Raw genomic sequence first — 20,870 nt, 5'->3', positions numbered from 1 at the left:
GATTTAATCTAAAACTAAAGTAGTTTGTTTGTATATTGAGAAGATTATTTTTTACATATATAAGAATTTTAAGGAGGACTAATTTTATGGATATTAATAACTTACCTAAAATAGAGCTTCACTGTCATTTAGATGGTAGCTTAAGAGTTGAAACGGTTATAGAGCTTGCTAAAAAAGAAAATATTCTATTAGACAGTTATGATTATGATTACGTTAAAAATTTATTAACTATTGCAGAGGATTGTGATTCTTTAGATGAATATTTAAAGAGGTTTGATTTACCTAATGAAGTTCTGCAAACAAAAGAAAATTTAAGAAGGGCATCTTATGAGTTGTTAGAAGATGCTGCAAAAGAAAATGTTAAATATATAGAAGTTAGGTTTGCACCAATATTTCATACAAAAAAAGGACTAGCTTTAGAAGAAATTATAGAAAGTGTTATAGACGGCATAAAAGATGCTGAAAATAAGTATGATATAAAAGGTAATGTAATAATTTCTTGTATTAGAGGATTAGATTTAAATCATGTATATGAATCTATAAGAGCAGGAGAAAAATACCTTGGAAAAGGTGTTGTAGCAATAGATTTAGCATCATCTGAAAAAGAAGATTTTGCTTATGAATATATAGAAGCAATGAAAATTGCAAAGGAAAAGGGATTTAGAATTACAATCCATGCAGGAGAAACTGGATTCGGTAAAAATGTAAGAGATTCCATAAATCTTTTAGGAGCGGAAAGAATAGGACATGGAGTATTTATATATAATGATGAAGAAGCATATAATCTAGTAAAAGAAAATGGAATAACATTAGAAATGTGCCCCAAAAGTAATGTAGATACAAAAGCTGTAAATTCATATGAGGATCATCCTATATATAAATATCATAAAGATAATATTAAAGTTAACCTTAGTACGGATAATAGAACAGTTTCTAATATAAATTTAAATGAAGAAACAAGCAAATTAATTGAAACATTTAAAGTAAATCTAGATGAATACAAAGAAATTTATATAAATAGTGTTAATGCGGCTTTTTGTGATGATGAAACAAAAGCAATGCTTTTAGCAATATAATAAATGCCCAAGGGGATATACCCCTTGGGTATTTATTATTAGACTAAGGAAATTATTAATTTGATTTGAAGTTAAAATCAATAATGTTCACTTATGTAATTGGAAATATAATCAACTATTAATTACTCAAAATATTAATATAATAAGTATTATAGGAATAAATGATTCAAATACCAAGATACTTTTAAAATATAGGAAAAGGATATAGATTATGATAGCATATAAGATAAAAATAGAATTAAGAGATAGTGAACCATTGATATATAGAAGAGTTATAGTTCCTTCTAATATTAGTTTTGAAAAATTACATAATATAATTCAGATTTCCATGGGATGGAGAAACAGTTATTTATATGATTTTAATATTAAAGAAGAAAATTTAAGAGTTACTTGTGATAAAGAAGCAATATCTGAATATGAACTTTATTCTAAATTAAAGTTAAATGAAAAAAATGATCCTAATGGATTTATAAAGAATATGCTTAAAATTAAACCTAAACTTAGTAGTGAAGTTAATGTAGATTATTATTTAACTAAAAGTAAAAAAATTGAATATGTATACGATTTTGGCGATTACTGGAAACATGATATTATTGTAGAAGAAGTAATTGAAGATTATATAAATGATTATCCTAAATGCATTGAAGCAGAAGGAAATTGTCCACCTGAAGATATCGGAGGAATAGAAGAATATATGGAATTTTTAGAAGTAATTAATGACAAAAACCATCCTGATTATGAAAATGTAGCCTTATGGGCAAGTAAACAAAATTATAAAGAAGGTTTTGATATTGAAAGTGTTAATATCCTTATGAAAGAAATAAAAAATATTTAAATTAAATCTAATTTTATATTAATTAATTAAATGCACTAAGTTTACTTCTTAGTGTATTTTTATATTAAAACAAAATTTTTATATAAAGATAATCCCTTATATACCAAATACTAACATAGTAAAATAAGGTGTAAGGTAATATTACACAAATATAAAGGAGAATGTATGAGTGAAAAAATATATAATGTTTTAAATACTATTTTTATTATCATAGTATTAATATTGTTTATCTTAACAACAATTAATAAAGACATCTTCAATATAATACCTCAAATAATACTTTTATTTTCAGGAATTTCTTCTGTTATAAATGGTAAATTTAAATATAAAAAATACTCTAGAGTATCATTTAAGGAGCAATTTATATTAGGTATATGTGTAACTATATTAGCTATAGTTTATTTAACTGGTACAATAATATCTATATCTCAATAAAGATTAGCTAATAGAGAATTAAATATAATAGTTCGAGTGAGAATAGAATTTTGCATATTTTAAATTTATAAATGTAATTTTTTTATCAGGGAATACTACTATTAAATAATGCTTAGATAGGAGAATATTTATGATAGTAAGATTTGGATATGTTGCTATTTCAAACATATTAGGCAAAAAGGTAACAAGCTCTAGTACTGTTACTTTTGCAAATTATAATAAAATTACATCAGAAGAAAAGAGATTAGAAAAGTTAAAAACTGTGGCTTTATCAAATTTAAATGCATTACAAGAATTATTAAAATATAACATAAAAAATAATATACATTTTTATAGAATAACATCAGCATTAATTCCTTTAGTAACTCATCCTGAAGTTGGATATTGGGGACATAGAGAAATATTAAAAAAAGATTTTGAATATGTTGGGAAACTGATAAAGGATTCTAATATGAGAGTCGATACTCATCCAGATGAATTTAATGTTATAAATAGCAGTAATACTAAAGTTGTTCAAAATACATTAATAAACTTAATGAGACAAGTAGAGTGGTTTGAAGACATGAATTATAAGCAAGGTAAAATGGTAATTCATGTAGGTGGAGCAACTGGAGGAAAAGAAGCAGCAATAGATAGATTTATTAATAACTTTAATGAATTTCCTAAAAATCTAAGAGACAAATTAATTATAGAAAATGATGATAAAACATATACAGCTAAAGAAACATTAAAGTTATGCAAAATATTAAATATACCTATGGTTTTAGATATTCATCATCATAATTGTAATAATGAAGGAGATGACATTGTAAATATTTTAGGTGATATATTAAGCACTTGGGATAATGAAAGCTTGCCACCTAAGATGCATTTTTCATCGCCTAAAGATACGACTTTAATTGATAAAGTCGATAAGAAACATTCAGACTTTATAAATCCATATGATTTTATAGAATTTATGGAAATTTTAAAAATATTTGATAAAGATATAGATGTAATGTTAGAATGTAAAGAAAAAGATGTTGCTCTATTTAAATTAGTTGATGATATAAGAGAAATTAAGCCTAAATATAAATGGATTGATGAAACTACTTTAAAGATATAAGTTATATAAGCTTACAATATAAAAAAACTTATATTGTAAATAACATATTTAATAAATGGGGGTGAGTAATATTTTAATATCTTTAATTTTTTTTATAATATTATTAATATATCTTATATGTAGAGTTATGCAACATGATATGGAAGATAAAAAACTAATGTTCATATCTATTTTTACCTTTTTAACAGGAATAAGTATCTCATCTCTAGTTTCAAATGGTGATGATAACTTTAGCTTTTTTGCAAAGCTAATAGCATCTATATTTATGGTTTATGGTTTTATTTCAGGAATACAGTTTTTAAGAAGAAAAAACTAAATTAATTATACTAATTAAAATAACTATGCAAAAATAATCACTTCATTATTTTTGCATAGTTATTTTAATATTTATATAGAAAACTACAGTTATATTTTAAGGAATTTAGAATTATAAATTTAAGTTTTATTATATTAATAAAAATATATAAGTACAATACATTTTATAGTACAGTTTCATCTATAACATACGAATATTTATATATGAGAAAATCAAAAACGTCTGAAACATATAGAATAATATCATTAAGGTATATACAATATCAAAATGAAATGATGTTTCTTTAATTCTATTTAAAATAGCATTAAACATAATACAGGATAATTTTTGAAATTTTAATGTGTGTTTTAAATACAATTATATACTAAAGATTTATAATAAGGAGGACTATTCATGAATAAAGTTAAGTACAAACTAATTATTGTTACGATGTTTATATCTCTAGTAACAGCTTTAATCATAACAGCTACTATGACTTTTAAAAACATCCAAAGTAATAGCAAATTATTATCTATTCAAAAAGAAAGTTTAAATGAAGATTATGATCAAAGAATAAAGGAGCAAGTAGAAATTGCTATTTCCATGATAGATGGACTTAATGAAAAAATTAAAACTGGAGTACTTACAGTTGATGAAGCTAAAAAACAAAGTGCAGAGTTACTAAGAAATTTAAAATTTGGTGAAGAGGGTTATTTCTGGGCAGATACTGTAGAAGGAGTAAATGTTGTATATTTAGGAACTGACACTGAAGGGAAAAATAGACTTAATGATAAAGATGCTAAAGGAAATTATATGATAAAAGATATAATTGAAAATGGTAAAAAAGAAGAGGGAGGATATACTGAATATTGGTTTCCTAAAGCGGGAGAAAGTGAGGCATCTCCTAAAAGAAGCTATAGTAAGCTTTATAAGCCATTTAATTGGGTAATAGGAACAGGAAATTACATAGATGATATTGATGAAATAATAGATGCTAGAGAAGCTATAGTAAAACAAGATTTAGTAAATAGTATAGTTATTAATATATTTTTACTAGCAGGTTCACTATTAATAGCTATAATTTTAGCTTTTATTTTAAGTAAGCAAATAACCAATCCACTTATAAGAATAAAAGATTTTGCCATTAGACTATCTTCTTATGATTTTAGCCATTCAATTGACTTTAAAAGTAAAGATGAATTTGGAGAAACTGCAAATGCATTAAATAAAGCACAGGAAAATGTAAGTAACTTAGTAAAATTAATTATTGAGGATTCTGAAAATATAGGAGCTTCGTCAGAAGAACTTTCAGCAACAGTAGAAGAACTATTTTCTAAAATTGTTATAATTGATGAAGCTGTTGATACTATTGCTTCTGGAATACAGGAGTCTGGAGCTGTAACAGAAGAAATAAGCGCATCAATTGAAGAAGTTGATGCAAGTATAAATATATTATCTGCTAAATCTATGGATGGAAGCAATATATCAAATGCTGCAAAGAAAAGGGCTATAGAAGTTAAAGATAGTAGTAAAAAAGCAATTGAAGAAACAAGAGAAGTATATACTCAAAAGAAAGAAAAGATGGAAAAAGCAATTGAAGATGGTAAAGTTGTAGAAAGTATAAAAGTTATGGCAGATACTATAGGAAGTATAGCTGAGCAAACTAATTTACTTGCATTAAATGCAGCTATTGAAGCAGCAAGAGCAGGGGAACAAGGAAAAGGTTTTGCAGTTGTTGCAGATGAAGTAAGAAAATTAGCTGAACAGTCAGCTGAATCAGTGAAAAATATTAAAGAAACTATTTTAAAAGTACAACATGCATTTAAAAGTAGCATTGAAGCAGGAAATGATATACTAGAGTTTGTTAACACTAATGTAAATTTACAATTAGATGCATATGGTGAAACAGGTAATAAGTATCATGACGATTCTGAATTTGTAAGCCAAATGTCTGATGAAATTGCTGCTATGTCTGAAGAAATAACAGCTACAGTTGGACAAGTTAGTGATGCTGTACAAAACATGGCTGCATCTTCACAAGAATCTAGCGAAAAGGCAGAAGATATTAGAGAAAGCATGAGAGAAACTACAAAGGCAATTGAGCAAGTTGCACAAACAGCTCAAAATCAAGCAGAACTTGCTCAAAAACTAAATGAAATGGTTCAAAAATTTAACATATAGATAATTAAAATGAACTAGCCTACTTGCTTGGGGCTAGTTCATTATTTTTTATAATATATACTAAAAAATATATTGTGTATTATATTTACATGATATCAAAATAATGTAAAATATAATTAAGGGCGCTTAGTTATTTTATTTATTTTGGAGGTGATATTTATAGAATCTTAAGATATATATCTAAAAGATAAATATTAATCGTGATAGACAGAAGATAAATAATTTTAAAAGGTATGTATAAGGGGAAGGGATAATATGTATAAAAATTTCAAGAAAATCTTATCACTGTTTATTGCTACACTAATAATAATGACTATTACGCCAAGTTCAAAATTTAAAGCTGATACCAATATAGCTGGTAATGGAAGATTACTTGTTGGATATTGGCATAATTTTGATAACGGAGCTGGGATTGTTAAAATAAGAGATGTAGATCCAGCATGGGATATAATAAATGTTTCATTTGGAGAGACATATACAGATAGAGCAGTTGTAGAGCTACATCCAGTTTATAATGAAAAGGAATTCATAGCCGATATCGATTATGTACAAAGTAAAGGTAAGAAAGTAGTTTTATCTTTAGGTGGTGCAGAAGGTACAATTCAAGTTCCAACAGATGCAGCAAGAGAAAAATTTATGACATCACTTACAGGTTTAATAGACAAGTATGGATTTGATGGAATAGATATTGATCTTGAAGGTGGAAGTGGAATGATACTTCAACCTGGAGATACAGATCTTAAAAATCCTACTACGCCTCAAATAGTTAACTTCATTAAGATTATCAAGGACTTAGTAAAAAAATATGGAGACAATTTCATTATAAGTATGGCTCCAGAATTATCATATGTTCAAGGTGGTAATACTGGTTATGCAACTAATTGGGGGGCATATCTTCCACTTATAGATGCAGTAAGAAATGAACTTGATTATTTACAAGTTCAACACTATAACTGTGGAGGAAATATGGCCCTTGATGGAATTACCTATAATCAAGGAACAGCAGATTTTCAAGTTGCTATGGTAGAAATGCTATTACAAGGATTCCAAACAAGAGCATCAAAAAATAGCTTCTTTGCTCCATTAAAGCAAGAGCAAGTAGTAATTGGTGTTCCAGCTTCACAAAAAGGAACATTAAATCCAAATTCAGGCTATATCCCACCAACAGAAATGCTTAAAGCTTTAAATTATTTAATAAAAGGACAATCCTATGGTGGTTCTTATAAAATGATAGGAGAGAAATATCCAAATCTTAGAGGAATAATGGCTTGGTCAATAAATTGGGATAACGTAAACAATAAAGAATTTGTTAAGAGCTATAGACCATTTTTTGATTCATTATCTGAAGTAGTTCCAGAAAAACCATCACTAAAAGCGGCATCAGTTAAAGCATCAGCAGTTGCTAATAAAAGCTACTCATTAACTATTAATGTGCCAGCTTATAATACTGCAACATCATATGAGCTATTTGAAAATGGCAAATCTATAGCAACAGGTGCATTAACATCAGGATTAACATCTGTTCAAACAGTTAAAAAGGATTTTACGAATAAGGCTTATGGAACTTATACTTACTCAGTAACAGTAAAAGATGCAGCTGGTGTATCTGTAACTTCAGCAAACTGCGTAGTAGAAGTTAAAGAAGTTGAAGTACCATCAGTACAAGAATGGCAATCAGGAGTTAGTTACAAATTAGGAGATAAGGTAACTTATCAAGGAAAAACTTATGAGTGTATATATGCTCACACATCACATATGGGATGGTTACCAGGAACAGTTCCTACTTTATGGAAACAATTATAAAGTTGCCAAAATAATAAAAAATATATAAATAAAGTTTTATACAAAGTAGCTAATTATAATTTTATAGTTAGCTACTTTTCTATTATGTAAATTTTCAAAGTAATTTTATTAATAAATCATATTAACAAATATAAAAGTAATATAAATAGTATATACATATTATATATTATTAAAATTCTATAAATTCTAATAAGTACTATACTTAATAAGTTAAATTAGTATTTTAATAAGATTATGAGTAATTTATACAATAAAAACATATAATATATTTATCTTTACAAAAGAACATATGTTCGATATAATTAATTTAAGAATTTCCAGAGGAGGGATATCCTTGAAGGTTATAGCTAAACCAATACAAATGATAGCATGGTTTAATGAAGATGGATCCATTAATCCCATTAGATTCAAAGTACTTGAAGAAGAAAGTAAAGTCATAAAGATAGAAAAGGTTTTAAAGAGAGAGAAAGAAAAACTATCAGGCAAGGTAATGGAAAAGTTTGTATGTAGTAGCTGTATAAATGGTATAGAAAAAATATTTGAAATTAAATATGATGCAACTAATTATAAGTGGATTTTATTTAAGTATTAGAAAGGTAGTGTGCTTTTGTGGAAGAAAGAATAGTTTTTCATATAGATGTTAATTCAGCTTATCTTTCTTGGACAGCAGTAAGGATGTTACAACTAGGGGAAACTACAAAAGATATTAGAGAAATTCCATCAATAGTAGGTGGAAATACTGATGAAAGGCATGGAATTGTATTAGCTAAGTCCATTCCTGCGAAAAAGTATAAGATAAAAACAGGTGAGCCAGTTGTAGATGCATTAAAGAAATGTCCTGATTTAAAAATATTTAAACCTAATTATAGATTATTTATGGATTGTAGTAATGCTATGTATAATTTGCTTTGTGAATATTCACCTAAAATTCAAAGATACTCTGTAGATGAAGTATTTATGGATATGAGTCATTTTAAAGAAAATTATATTGAAAAAGCAATTGAAATACAAAGTAAAATAAGAAGTGAACTTGGTTTTAATGTTAATGTAGGAATAAGTACTAATAAATTACTTGCAAAAATGGCAAGTGACTTTGATCCTAAAAATGCTATCCATACATTATTTAAAGAAGAAATTAAAGATAAAATGTGGCCTCTACCTGTAGATGACTTATTCATGGTTGGAAGAGCTACAAAAAGCAAGTTGGATAAGTTAAATATAAATACTATAGGTGAACTTGCAAATTTTGATATAGGGATTCTGGAAAGCATTTTTAAAAGCCATGGTAAGGTTATTTATAACTATGCAAACGGAATAGAAGAATCGTCAGTTAGAAAATATAATTATATAAATGTCAAAGGAATAGGAAATTCTACTACTATAGCTTGGGACGTAACTTCAAAAGAAGAAGCCTTAAAAATAATTTTATCACTTACAGAATCAGTTTGTATAAGATTAAGAAACAATAAGAGTTTATGTAAGGTAATTTCAATATCTATAAAAGGATTTAATTTTGAAAGATATATACATCAAAGGACATTATCAAATTATACAGATTGTACAGAGGAAATATATAAAGAAATTGTAAAAGCATTTAATGAATCCTGGAGAGGAGAACCAATAAGACAGTTAGGCGTAAGAGTTACGAATCTTTGTAGTAATGAATTTTTCCAAAGTTCTCTATTTGATAATGAAAGATTAGAAAAACAACGCGCTTTAGATAAAACCATAGATTCTATTAGAGAAAGATATGGGAACTATTCAGTAATTAGATCAACATTCTTGCATTCTGGTATAAAAGCCATAAATGGTGGAAATGGAGAAGATGATTATCCTATGATGGGAAGTATATTGTAGCAATTGATAATATATAATTAGTGATTGATAGTGAATAATAAATATATAATTAATAAAACATGGAAGGAAAAATTTCTCGCAAATTAAACTTTCATTTTAAATAATTAATGATATACAAATTTAACAATAAGGTACATTAACATCCGAATTGACGTCTGTTCAAACAGTTAAAAAGGATTCTACAAGTAAGACTTATGGAAACAATTATGATATAACTAGAGTCATAAGAGTTTAGTATATAAGTTTAAAAAGAAGTAGTTAATTGAGAAATTTCAATTAACTATTTCCTTTTCTTTATTTAAGAATATAAACTCCATTAATAATAAAGTATTCCGTTAATACAGCTATATATGATAGGATTCTTTTAATCATTTATTTAGCGAAACTTCAAATAGTTCAATAAATACTAAAAGAATATAAGTATGAAAGTAATCAAATTTTAATAAAGAAAGAGCTGCATATGGTTGTAACTCTTTCTATAAATCTAGTGAAGCTTTAATGAAATTTTAAATAATTGTTTATGTACTGAAAACTAATTAAGAAAATTTAATAGTGCGATATTAAATTGAGATATCCTAAATTACAAAAAATAAAAATAGTAAATTATGATGTCATAGTAATTGAAAAGATTCTAAATTAAAATACAACTTAATATTCTTTATTTTTTTTGATGAGTTTTTCTATAATTTGAAGCAGACATAGAAAAATGTTTAGAAAAAGCCTTAGAAAATAATAATGGATCACTATAACCAACTTTATTTGCAACTTCTGATATGGGTAAACTAGTCTCTTTTAGTAATAGTGAAGACTTATACATCCTAATATTAATCAAATAACTTTGAGTAGATTGACCAAGATGTTTAATAAACATCTTGTATAAATAACTTCTGCTTAGACTTACATGATTAGCTACTTCTTGTACTGTTATTGCTTTCATATAATTATTATTTATAAAGTCAATAGATTCTTGAATATAAGTATGAGTTAGATTATTAGAGTATTTAAAAGATTTAGGAAATTCGGATGAAATATAATATAAAAGTAAATGTAATTTACTTAATAATAATATATCATCAGAAGAAGTTTGATTATATTTCTTTGAAATATTGCACATATCAATTATTGTATTAGGAATTTTTGATTTTTTATTAAAGTTAATAATGCAGGTGTCTATGATTGAAGTTCTTTTAAGATATTCATTTATGTTTTGTCCACTAAATCCTACCCAATAATATTTCCATGGATCATCAATAGAAGGTATATATTCTACATGCATTCCTTTTAATAGAATGAACCCATCTCCCTTCTTTAGTGTATATATTTTATTATTAATTTTAAAAACTCCACTACCTTTTGAAATGTAATGTATAACAGCATTTTTTACTACTTCATAATTATAACCAATTCCTGGTGTACTTTGTTCAATTCCACATTCATCTAAGTTTGCTTCAAAATTATTATTTTTATATTTTTTCCATAAAATCTGCATTTCATCCTCCTAATATTTTTTTGGAAACATTATAACATGTTTTAGCACTATAATTCTATATTAAAGTAAACAATTATTAATTATAATATAAATATACTTAAGTAAACGCTTTCTAGAAGCGAAAAATATGTTTATGATTCATTATTATAATGTATCTATTTTAAAGAAGGGGGAATAAAAGTGTTGTTAAATTCGTATCATGAAAATATTTCTTTTTTGCATGTAAATATGATGCCTAGAAGAAGTTATTATGTTCCATTTGAAAGCATTAATGAATCACTTAAAAATATAAATAGAGAAGAGCAAAAGAGATTTAAATCATTAAATGGAATATGGGAATTTAAAATTTTCGATAATTTGGAGCCTTTCGATATTAATATTGAATTAACTAATAATAATGTTGATTTAATAAGCGTTCCTTCTGTCTGGCAAATGGATGGGTATGATACTCATCAATATACAAACGTTAAATATCCAATCGGATTTAACCCACCATTTGTACCAATGAATAATCCTTGTGGGCTGTATACAAGGGATTTTGAAATAGATGACTTTTCAAAAGACAAGGATTATCATCTGAATTTTGAAGGAGTAGATTCATGCTTTTATGTATGGTTAAATGGTAAGTTTATTGGATATAGCCAAGTCTCTCATAGTATTTCAGAGTTTGATATAACAGAAGAAATATTAGAAGGAAAAAATAAAATAGCAGTACTTGTTTTAAAGTGGTGTGATGGAACTTATTTTGAAGATCAAGATAAATTTAGAATGTCTGGTATTTTTAGAGATGTATATATTTTAGAACGTTCTAAATCAAGGATTATAGATTATAAAATAACTACAGATATTGATCTAGAAAAACAAATAGGATTTTTATCATTTGAAATTATAGATAAGGTAGAGAATCCTGAAATTAGTTATTTTCTATTAAATCCTAAAAATGAAATTATTCTATCTGGATCCATGATAGATGATGATATTACTCTAAAAATAGAAGAAGTTGAACTTTGGAATCCTGAAACTCCTAATTTATATACTTTATTAATTAAGACAGATTATGAAGTTATTAAAGAAAAAGTTGGGATGAGAGTAATTTCTATTGAAGATAAGATTATAAAGCTAAATGGTGTAAGCATTAAGTTGAGGGGGGTGAATCATCATGATAGTCATCCTTTAAAAGGGTATGTAATGACAAAGGAAGATTTAATTTTGGATTTAATACTAATGAAATGGCATAACTTTAATTCAATTAGGACAGCCCACTATCCAAAATCTCCTATTTTTTATGAGATGTGTGATGAATATGGATTTCTTGTTATCAATGAAGCCGATATTGAAACACATGGAGTTGTTGAATTATATGGACGAGGATACCTTGAAAACTATAATATGATAGCAAATGATCCTATTTATGAAAATGTTATTAAAGATAGGATTGAAGCTTCTATTATTCCCTATAGGAATAGATCTTGTATTTTCATGTGGTCAGTTGGGAATGAATCAGGATTTGGGTGCAATTTTGAGAATGGTTTAATAAGGGCTAAGGAACTAGATAATACTAGGCTATTACACTATGAAGGAGCATATTATGCAGATAAAAATAGAGAGAATGATTTTAGCAATATAGATGTTATTAGCCGTATGTATCCTAGTATTGATGAAATAAAGGATTATTTTAATAAGGGAATAGATAAACCATTAATATTATGTGAATATGCACATGCAATGGGGAATGGTCCTGGGGGCTTAAACGAGTATGATGAATTAATCCAAGAGCACCCCGAATTTGCAGGAGCTTATGTTTGGGAATGGTGTGATCATGCCGTATACATAGGAAAAAATAAAGAAGGAAAGGTAATGCATGGGTATGGTGGAGATTTCGGAGAAAGTACTCATGATGGAAATTTCTGCGTTGATGGGTTAGTATATCCAGATCGTATTCCTCATACAGGTCTTTTAGAATATCAAAATATTAATAGGCCTATAAGAGTAGTAGATTTAGATAAAATCAATAAAAAAGTTAAGTTAAAAAACATGATGGATTTCAAAGATGTAGGTAATTTTTTGAAAGTTAAGTACAAGCTTTTTTCAGATGGTAATATTATTGCTGAAAAAGAATTGTTACTTAATACCTTGAAGGCAAGAGAAGAAAAGTGGTATAGTTTAGATTTACCAGAAATACCAAATACAATTGTAACTATATTATTTGAATACATTGTAAAATTAGATTTCCTATTATATAAAGAAGACTTGGTATTAGGACATGACCAAGTAATATGGTCTAACAATATAAAAAGTCTTAACTCATTTAAAACTATTATAAAAGTAAATAGTGATGAAGAAGAGTTTATAATAAATGAGACATCAAAAGAAATAAAGATAACTAATGGAAATTTTAATTATGTTTATGATAAAAGCACTGCATTATTCAAATCAATAGAAAATCAAAATTTCAAATTCATTAAAGATTATATGAATTTTAAAATATGGCGTGCTCCCACTGACAATGATAGGAAAATAAAGATTGAGTGGATGGAAGCTGGTTTTGATAGGGTAGAAACAAGAGTATATAAAACAACAATAGAAAAGATGACAAATTGTATAATAATTACAAGTCATTTAAGCCTAATACCTATATACCGTGAAAAGATATTAGATATTATAGTTAAATGGTTTATACTACCAAATGGATTAATAAAGTGTGAAATTAATGCAATTAAGAACGTTAATTTACCTTTTTTGCCTAGGTTTGGAGTCGAAATAAAATTGGATAAATCTTATGAAAGCATAAGTTATTTTGGATTAGGGCCTTATGAAAATTATCAAGATAAGCATTATGCTAGCTATTTAGGAAGATTTAATACAAGTGTTTCAAAAATGCATGAAGATTATATTCGTCCTCAAGAAAATGGAAGTAGAAGCCTATGTAAGGAAGTTAAAATTTATAATAAAGACTCAAGTATTTATGTTGTATCTAGTGATGATTTTAGTTTTAATGCATCCCATTTTTCAACTGAAGAGTTAACAAATAAAAATCATAATTATGAGTTAATCGAAGATGATGCAACTTACTTGATAGTTGATTATAAGCAAAGTGGAATAGGTTCAAATAGCTGTGGGCCAGAACTAGATAATAAATATAGACTAAACGAAAAAGAGATAAACTTTACATTTTATTTAAGATTTGAATAAAAGTAATACTTTTTAATATAGAAATAAGTAATCAAGACCACCCGTCAAACGGGTGGTTTGTTCTATGCCTATAATTTTAAAACGGAGTTTTTTTATTTCTGATTATTACTAGAAGCATCCATGATACACAGATCAACCCTGTAGTTATTATAAATAATAAAATAATCAGGACCGCTCCATTTGACTGGAGGTCCTGATTTAAATATATTTGAAAATATTATAAATATTAATACATATGATTAACAGCATCACAACAATAAATAATTTGTCTACCTTTTCATTATTCATTCTTTTGTTCAACAAATTACCAATAACTCCACCTAATATCCCACAGAATATCATCAGTAATAAAATAGTGATATCAAAGTAGGGAATATTCCAAGTTATTATTGTGGATGCAAGATTCGATATTTGAGAAAACATAATTACATATATTGAATACATAGTGGCTTCACGAGTACTCATTGAAAAGAAATAGAATAGTACTACCAAATTAATCGGCCCCCCTCCAATCCCAAGGAAAGAAGACATAATACCCAAGATTAGACCAATAAGGAATATTATTAGTTTACTTTTAATATTAAGGGTGTGAATCTTGTATTTATGAATTGTATATATTAGTGTTCCTAATGTAATGATTAATAAAATGATTGCCTGGATTGCCCCAATTTTATTGCTGTCTGGAAATATTTTCAAGATATCTTGAAATAATGAATTACCGATTAGCCCGCCAATAACACTACCCAATGCTAAGACAGTAGCGAGTAATTTATTAAATACAAATTCATTCTTGATTTTAATATTTTTACTTAATGAAACTATTGACATAGATAAAACTGTACAACCTGATAAAAAGGAAACTGCTTTCACAGACATAATTCCAACTGCATCTAGTACTGGCTTTATTATAACCCCTCCACCAATTCCACATATCGAACCAATGATTGATGACAACATACATACACAAATAATAATAATATATACCATTTTGCTACCTCACTTTCTATTTTAATTAATTAAAACATACTTATGAGTATAACAATGTACAATTTTTAGGCTATAGCTTTTAATGACTCTTATATGTATAATTCTGCTTTTTTAAGTAATCATGTAACAGAATACCATTCAGGTGTACGTGATTCTAATAAATATTTTTTAAATTTGCTTGGTGACATTCCTGTTGATTTTTTAAAAACCTTACTGAAATAAAGCGAATCTTGAAATCCTACGACAGAGGATATAGTTGAAATATTCATAGTTCCTTCTTCAAGAAGTTCCTTCGATTTTTCTATTCGAAGTTCATTTAAATAACTCATCGGAGAAATGCCCATTTGTTTTTTGAATTTATGTGAAAAATAGCCTTCACTCAATTTACAATAGTCAGACATTGATGAAATAGTCCATGGTTCCATATATTTTTGATTAAGTTGAATTACAAGTCTATCTATTGAAAAATCGTTTTCGGTAGATAGAAGGTCGGCTTGGGACAATCTAGAAATCATAGCAAGCATAAAATATAAATTACTTACTACGATATCTTCATAACGTTTTTTTTTAAGCTGAAGCTCTGTAATAATCGATTGGAATAATTGTTTTAATATTAAATTTTCTCCTATATAACAATTTTTTATTTCGAATTTATTAATAAGAGTTTCACATTCTTTTCCAGTAAAATGAATCCAATATATTTCTGGCTGCTCGTTAGCATAGTAAGAATATACTTGGGGTTCCAGTGGTTTAAATAGGATGATATTACCACTAGATAATAACTTCCATTCATTATCTAATAAATAATGCCCTGATCCTTTATATACATATATAATTTGATAGTCTAGCCTTCCATTGGAGCGATCTTGATGGTAATCTTTAGTTTTAAGAATTTGTTCACCACAACAATTCACCATTAATTGAGTAGTATCATCATTATATCCAATAATTCTTCGTTGATTTCTTAAGTGTCCAGAAATATTAATCATTGTCATCCCCTCCTTTTCTTTGAATACCATAACATAGAAAAGCAGAATTGTCCATATTGAAAACATTTTCTGATATAGGATTATCTATGTGCTCTAAGTATAATAAAATTGAAAAAAAGAAAAATATATATTGTTAAATATGAAAGGAGAAATAAGTTTGAAAAGACAAGTAGTTTTTTTGATGACTGACACAACAAGAAAAGATATGTTAGGTTGTTATGGTAATTTAGATATGAAAACTCCACATTTGGATAAGCTGGCATATGAAGGTATAAGATATGAAAATGCATATTCGTGTCAACCAGTATGTGGACCAGCTAGAAGTGCGATTTTTACTGGAACATTTCCACATACCAATGGTATGGTATCTAACAGTATTGCAATGGGTGATAATGTAAAGACGATTGGTCAGAGACTAACAGATAATGGTATTGAATGTGGTTATATTGGTAAATGGCATTTAGATGGTGGGGATTATTTTGGCTTGGGAGTTTGTCCAGAAGGATGGAATCAAGATTATTGGTATGATATGAAATGCTATTTGGAAGAGTTACCAAAAGAAGAAAGGGTAAAATCTAGAAATCCAGAAACAGCATATGAAGAAGGGTTTTCTGAGAATTTTACATATGCTCACAGATGTTCAGATAAAGCAATCAGATTTTTGAATGAATTTAAAGATCAAGATTTCTTTTTAACTGTTTCTTATGATGAACCACATGGCCCATCTTTGTGTCCAGCACCATACAATACAATGTATGATGGATTCAAATTTGATAGATGTCCAAATTTCCAAGATGATCTATCTAAAAAGCCTTTCATGCAGCAAGTATGGGCAGGAGATAATCTCAATGCAACTGAAGAGGAAATTAATAAACCTTCTAAGGGATTATCTTTATTTTTGGGTTCTAATTCTTTTGTAGATTATGAAATTGGACGAGTTTTAGAGGTGATTAATGAACTTGTACCAAATGCTTTAGTTATATTTACCTCTGATCATGGAGATATGCTTGGAGCGCATAGGCTATTTTCAAAAAATGCTACAGCTTACAAGGAAGTTGCTAATATTCCGCTGATTATAAAAGGGGGAATAAAGGAATTCGTATGCGAGGAACCAGCCTCTCATATTGATTTAGCTCCTACCATAATGGATTACTTTGGATTACCTATTCCAAAGTTACTTGAAGGACATAGTATGTTGAAGCAAATCTATAATCCATCAGAAAAAATAAATGATGTTGTTTTTACAGAATTTACTCGTTACGAAGTAGATCATGACGGATTTGGTGGTTTACAGATAATGAGAGCCGCAATTAGCAAAAAATATAAATTGGTAATTCATTTATTAGATACGGACGAATTCTATGATTTGGACAAGGATCCTTATGAGATAAATAATTTAATAATGGATGAAGCATATGAGAAAGAACGAAATGAATTACATGATATTTTAATTAATCATATGAATGAAACACGTGATTTGTATAGAGGATATCAATGGTCTATGCGACCTTGGAGAAGAAATATAACTCCTATATGGGATAATGAAGGTTATACCAGACAACGTGAAAATGAAGAGTATGAGCCTAGGCAATTAGATTATGATACAGGATTGCCAATGGAGAATGCAGTAAGAAGAAAGAATTAAGGGGGAAGAGAAAATGGGTGAGAAGAGATATTTAAAATGGTATAATAAAGTAGGTTATGGTTCGGGAGACATTGCAGGAAATGTGGTTTTTGCTTTTGTATCATCATTTATTATGATTTATCTGACTAATAGTATTGGGCTGAATGCGGGTATTATTGGTAGTTTAATTGCTGTTTCAAAACTATTCGATGGAATAACTGATTTATTTTTTGGAGTTATGATTGACAAGACAAACAGTAAGATTGGAAAAGCAAGACCGTGGATGTTAGGAGCGTTTGTAGGATGTGCAATTACGTTAGTTGCTCTTTTTGCAATTCCAGTTGAGTTAGGAGAGTTTGCAAAATACGCATGGTTCTTTATTGCATATGTCCTATTACACGCAGTCTTTTATACGGCAAATAATATTGCATACTCTACATTGACAGCTTTAATAACTAGAAATAGTAAAGAACGAGTGCAAATGGGATCTATAAGATTTATATTTGCATTTGCTACAAGCCTTTTAATTCAAACAATTACAGTTAGTGCGGTGGAGGTATTTGGCGGAGGTGCTACTGGTTGGCGTACAATTGCAATTATTTATGCCATTATTGGATTAATTGTAAACACAATTTCTGTTTTTTCAGTAAAGGAATTACCTGCTGAAGAACTTTATGATACAACTCTTCAAACAGGAGAAAAAAAAGAAGAACACTATAGTTTTATTGAAATTGTTAAATTATTAGTGTCAAATAAATACTATCTGATTATTTTAGTTGTTGATGTCTTACGACAAATTTATTCTGCAATGATTAATATGGGTATTTACTTTATGACATATGTCTTGGGAAGTGAAAAATTATTTGGAGTGTTTTCTTGGGCGATTAATATTCCTATTATTATTGGTTTATCTATTACTCCTATGATTGTAGCAAAGATGAAGGGGCAGTATAAAGTAAATGCAGCAGGATATGTAATTGCGGCTATTGGGCGTATGTTTGTTGTAGTAGTAGGATATATTGGTAACTTGCCATTGATGTTGGTATTTACTGGACTTGCTGCCTTTGGTATGAGCGCTTTTCAGGGAGGTTTAAATGCTCTTATCGTACAATGCTCAGAGTATACATATTTGAAAACACATAAGAGAATAGACGGCTCTATGTATTCTTGTACTTCTTTCGGATTGAAAATTGGAGGGGGAATTGGAACAGCGATTGCAGGATGGTTACTTGCATATAGTGGCTTTGATGCTTCCTTGGCAACTCAAAGTCAAGCATGTATTGATATGCTTTATATTATGTATCTTTGGATACCTATGTTCATCAATATTATTATTGCAATTCTGCTGATGGGATTAGATGTTGAAAAAGCAAATGATCGTTTAAGAGCAAAAATTGAGGCCTAGTTTTTCAAATAATTAACTAATTTGTATTATGATAAAGGTTGATATTTGTTCATCAGCCTTTATTAATTTTAAAAGCTCAAGTGCGTTAATGAATGATATATTTTACAAAATTACTTGTATTCATTTAGTTAAGTGTAAGCCCTGTATAATCAGAATTATTATGTATGATTTTATAATGGAATTTGAAAATAATTAATTGATAAAGAAAATAGAAAAAAGTGAAGGAGATAGGTATGCCAAATATTACTGTTATGATTAAGCCAGCCTCAGGATTATGTAACATAAGATGTGATTATTGTTTTTATTCAGATGAAATACAAAATAGAGAATCTCCATGCTTAGAAATTATGGATGATGAAGTAATTGATCGGGTAGTACAAAAAACACTGTCTTTTGCAACTGGGCATTGTAATTATTTATTTCAAGGTGGAGAACCAACATTAGCAGGAATTTCTTTCTTTGAAAAATGGTTAGAATATGAGAAACGTTATAATATAAATAGTGTAAAAATCAGTCATTCAATCCAGACGAATGGTTATTTATTGAACAAGGAGTGGTGTGATTTTTTATCTAAAAATAGATTCCTTGTAGGATTATCTATTGATGGGATTAAGTCAACACATGATTTATATAGGAAAGATCATTCAGGACAGGGAACCTTTGAAAATGCAATGAATGCAGCTAATTTACTTAAGAATGCAAATATAGAATTTAATATTTTAACAGTAGTTAACAGTAAAACAGCTCCTGAAATTCAGAAGATTTATGAGTTTTATAAAAAGAAAGGATTTATATGGCAGCAGTATATAGCTTGCCTAGATCCAATAGGAGTAGCTCAGGGAAAAAAAGAATATTCTCTTACGCCAAAAGTATACGGACAGTTTTTGATAGAGCTATTTAGGCTATGGGAAAAGGATTTGTATCAAGGTACGCAACCATATATAAGGCAGTTTGAAAATTATATAGGAATACTTATGGGAGAGCCTATAGAATCATGTGAGCAAAGAGGAAGTTGTAGTTTTCAGACTATAGTGGAAGCTGATGGTAGTGTATATCCTTGTGATTTTTATGCTATGGATTCGTATAAACTAGGAAATTTACTTGTTGATAATTTTGATAACATTAATCATCAACGCAGAATAATCAGGTTTGTTGAACAATCTTATAATCATGCAGAAAGTTGCAAAAAATGTGCTTATTTTGGAATTTGTAGAGGTGGGTGTCGCAGAAATAGAGAACAGTTTTGTGAGGAAGAAGGGATTAATTATTTTTGTGAAGCGTATAAAATGTTTTTTGATGAATGTTTATCAGATATAAAAAAAATAGCAATTCAATGCCTGAAATAGTAGAATAATTTGAATCTACTAAGTTGATAGAAAAAATTAATTAATATATAGAAAGGAATTTATTCAGTAATTAGATCAACATTCTTGCATTCTGGTATAAAAGCCATAAATGGTGGAAATGGAGAAGATGATTATCCTATGATGGGAAGTATATTGTAGCAATTGATAATATATAATTAGTGATTGATAGTGAATAATAAATATATAATTAATAAAACATGGAAGGAAAAATTTCTCGCAAATTAAACTTT

General features: G+C 27.9%; 16 protein-coding genes. 13 read left to right on the top strand and 3 right to left on the bottom strand.

What is annotated here, in order from left to right; all coding sequences use genetic code 11:
• Window positions 1–86 precede the first annotated feature (86 nt).
• The 9 genes from add to I2E83_RS13305 all read left to right on the top strand — a co-directional run bounded on the left by add (window position 87) and on the right by I2E83_RS13305 (window position 9,587).
• On the top strand, window positions 87–1,076 hold the full coding sequence (add, locus tag I2E83_RS13345; protein WP_195265711.1) for an adenosine deaminase: 990 nt from the start codon (window positions 87–89) through the stop codon (window positions 1,074–1,076).
• A 211-nt stretch (window positions 1,077–1,287) separates the two neighbouring features.
• On the top strand, window positions 1,288–1,911 hold the full coding sequence (locus I2E83_RS13340) for a plasmid pRiA4b ORF-3 family protein (RefSeq protein ID WP_195430332.1): 624 nt from the start codon (window positions 1,288–1,290) through the stop codon (window positions 1,909–1,911).
• Between the two features lie 165 nt (window positions 1,912–2,076).
• Window positions 2,077–2,346 carry a hypothetical protein gene (locus I2E83_RS13335; RefSeq protein WP_195430330.1) on the top strand — a complete coding sequence of 90 codons (270 nt, stop codon included), beginning with the start codon at window positions 2,077–2,079 and terminating at the stop codon, window positions 2,344–2,346.
• A 130-nt stretch (window positions 2,347–2,476) separates the two neighbouring features.
• Complete coding sequence (gene uvsE / locus I2E83_RS13330; protein ID WP_195430328.1) at window positions 2,477–3,451, top strand: UV DNA damage repair endonuclease UvsE; 975 nt, start codon at window positions 2,477–2,479, stop codon at window positions 3,449–3,451.
• 127 nt (window positions 3,452–3,578) lie between these two features.
• Window positions 3,579–3,767, top strand: coding sequence for a hypothetical protein (locus I2E83_RS13325; RefSeq protein ID WP_207738510.1), 189 nt, complete (start codon window positions 3,579–3,581; stop codon window positions 3,765–3,767).
• A gap of 393 nt (window positions 3,768–4,160) precedes the next feature.
• Window positions 4,161–5,927 (top strand): methyl-accepting chemotaxis protein, encoded by a 1,767-nt coding sequence (locus tag I2E83_RS13320; protein WP_195430324.1) that lies wholly within the window; start codon window positions 4,161–4,163, stop codon window positions 5,925–5,927.
• Between the two features lie 255 nt (window positions 5,928–6,182).
• The gene (locus tag I2E83_RS13315; RefSeq protein WP_195430321.1) at window positions 6,183–7,730 is read left to right on the top strand and encodes a glycosyl hydrolase family 18 protein; all 1,548 of its coding nucleotides are present in this window, start codon (window positions 6,183–6,185) and stop codon (window positions 7,728–7,730) included.
• A 334-nt stretch (window positions 7,731–8,064) separates the two neighbouring features.
• Window positions 8,065–8,322: a hypothetical protein gene (locus I2E83_RS13310; protein WP_195265697.1), complete on the top strand. Its 258-nt coding sequence runs from the start codon at window positions 8,065–8,067 to the stop codon at window positions 8,320–8,322.
• 17 nt (window positions 8,323–8,339) lie between these two features.
• A complete protein-coding gene (locus tag I2E83_RS13305; RefSeq protein WP_195430318.1) occupies window positions 8,340–9,587 on the top strand; it encodes a DNA polymerase IV in 1,248 nt (415 codons plus the stop codon).
• Between the two features lie 658 nt (window positions 9,588–10,245).
• On the opposite strand, the gene I2E83_RS13300 is transcribed toward I2E83_RS13305, so the two are convergent.
• Complete coding sequence (locus I2E83_RS13300) at window positions 10,246–11,076, bottom strand: AraC family transcriptional regulator (protein ID WP_195430315.1); 831 nt, start codon at window positions 11,074–11,076, stop codon at window positions 10,246–10,248.
• Window positions 11,077–11,256: 180 nt separating this feature from the next.
• Here I2E83_RS13300 and I2E83_RS13295 point away from each other — a divergent pair, with 180 nt between their 5' ends.
• The gene (locus I2E83_RS13295) at window positions 11,257–14,268 is read left to right on the top strand and encodes a glycoside hydrolase family 2 TIM barrel-domain containing protein (RefSeq protein ID WP_347708066.1); all 3,012 of its coding nucleotides are present in this window, start codon (window positions 11,257–11,259) and stop codon (window positions 14,266–14,268) included.
• 198 nt (window positions 14,269–14,466) lie between these two features.
• On the opposite strand, the gene I2E83_RS13290 is transcribed toward I2E83_RS13295, so the two are convergent.
• Both I2E83_RS13290 and I2E83_RS13285 read right to left on the bottom strand, forming a co-directional pair.
• Complete coding sequence (locus I2E83_RS13290) at window positions 14,467–15,255, bottom strand: TSUP family transporter (protein WP_195265692.1); 789 nt, start codon at window positions 15,253–15,255, stop codon at window positions 14,467–14,469.
• Between the two features lie 119 nt (window positions 15,256–15,374).
• Window positions 15,375–16,244 carry an AraC family transcriptional regulator gene (locus I2E83_RS13285; RefSeq protein ID WP_195430313.1) on the bottom strand — a complete coding sequence of 290 codons (870 nt, stop codon included), beginning with the start codon at window positions 16,242–16,244 and terminating at the stop codon, window positions 15,375–15,377.
• Between the two features lie 157 nt (window positions 16,245–16,401).
• Between I2E83_RS13285 and I2E83_RS13280 the strand changes: the two genes are divergently transcribed.
• The 3 genes from I2E83_RS13280 to I2E83_RS13270 all read left to right on the top strand — a co-directional run bounded on the left by I2E83_RS13280 (window position 16,402) and on the right by I2E83_RS13270 (window position 20,619).
• Window positions 16,402–17,889: a sulfatase-like hydrolase/transferase gene (locus I2E83_RS13280; protein WP_195430310.1), complete on the top strand. Its 1,488-nt coding sequence runs from the start codon at window positions 16,402–16,404 to the stop codon at window positions 17,887–17,889.
• A gap of 13 nt (window positions 17,890–17,902) precedes the next feature.
• Entirely contained in the window at window positions 17,903–19,273 is a 1,371-nt protein-coding gene (locus tag I2E83_RS13275; protein ID WP_195430307.1) for a glycoside-pentoside-hexuronide (GPH):cation symporter, read from the top strand.
• A gap of 233 nt (window positions 19,274–19,506) precedes the next feature.
• Complete coding sequence (locus tag I2E83_RS13270; protein WP_195430305.1) at window positions 19,507–20,619, top strand: anaerobic sulfatase maturase; 1,113 nt, start codon at window positions 19,507–19,509, stop codon at window positions 20,617–20,619.
• The last annotated feature ends 251 nt before the right edge of the window (window positions 20,620–20,870 follow it).

It is taken from the genome of Clostridium sp. D46t1_190503_E9 (assembly GCF_015555225.1).
Classification (GTDB): Bacteria; Bacillota; Clostridia; order Clostridiales; family Clostridiaceae; genus Clostridium.
Note: the sequence above shows the minus strand (reverse complement) of the source record. Positions and strands in the feature narration are given on the sequence as shown.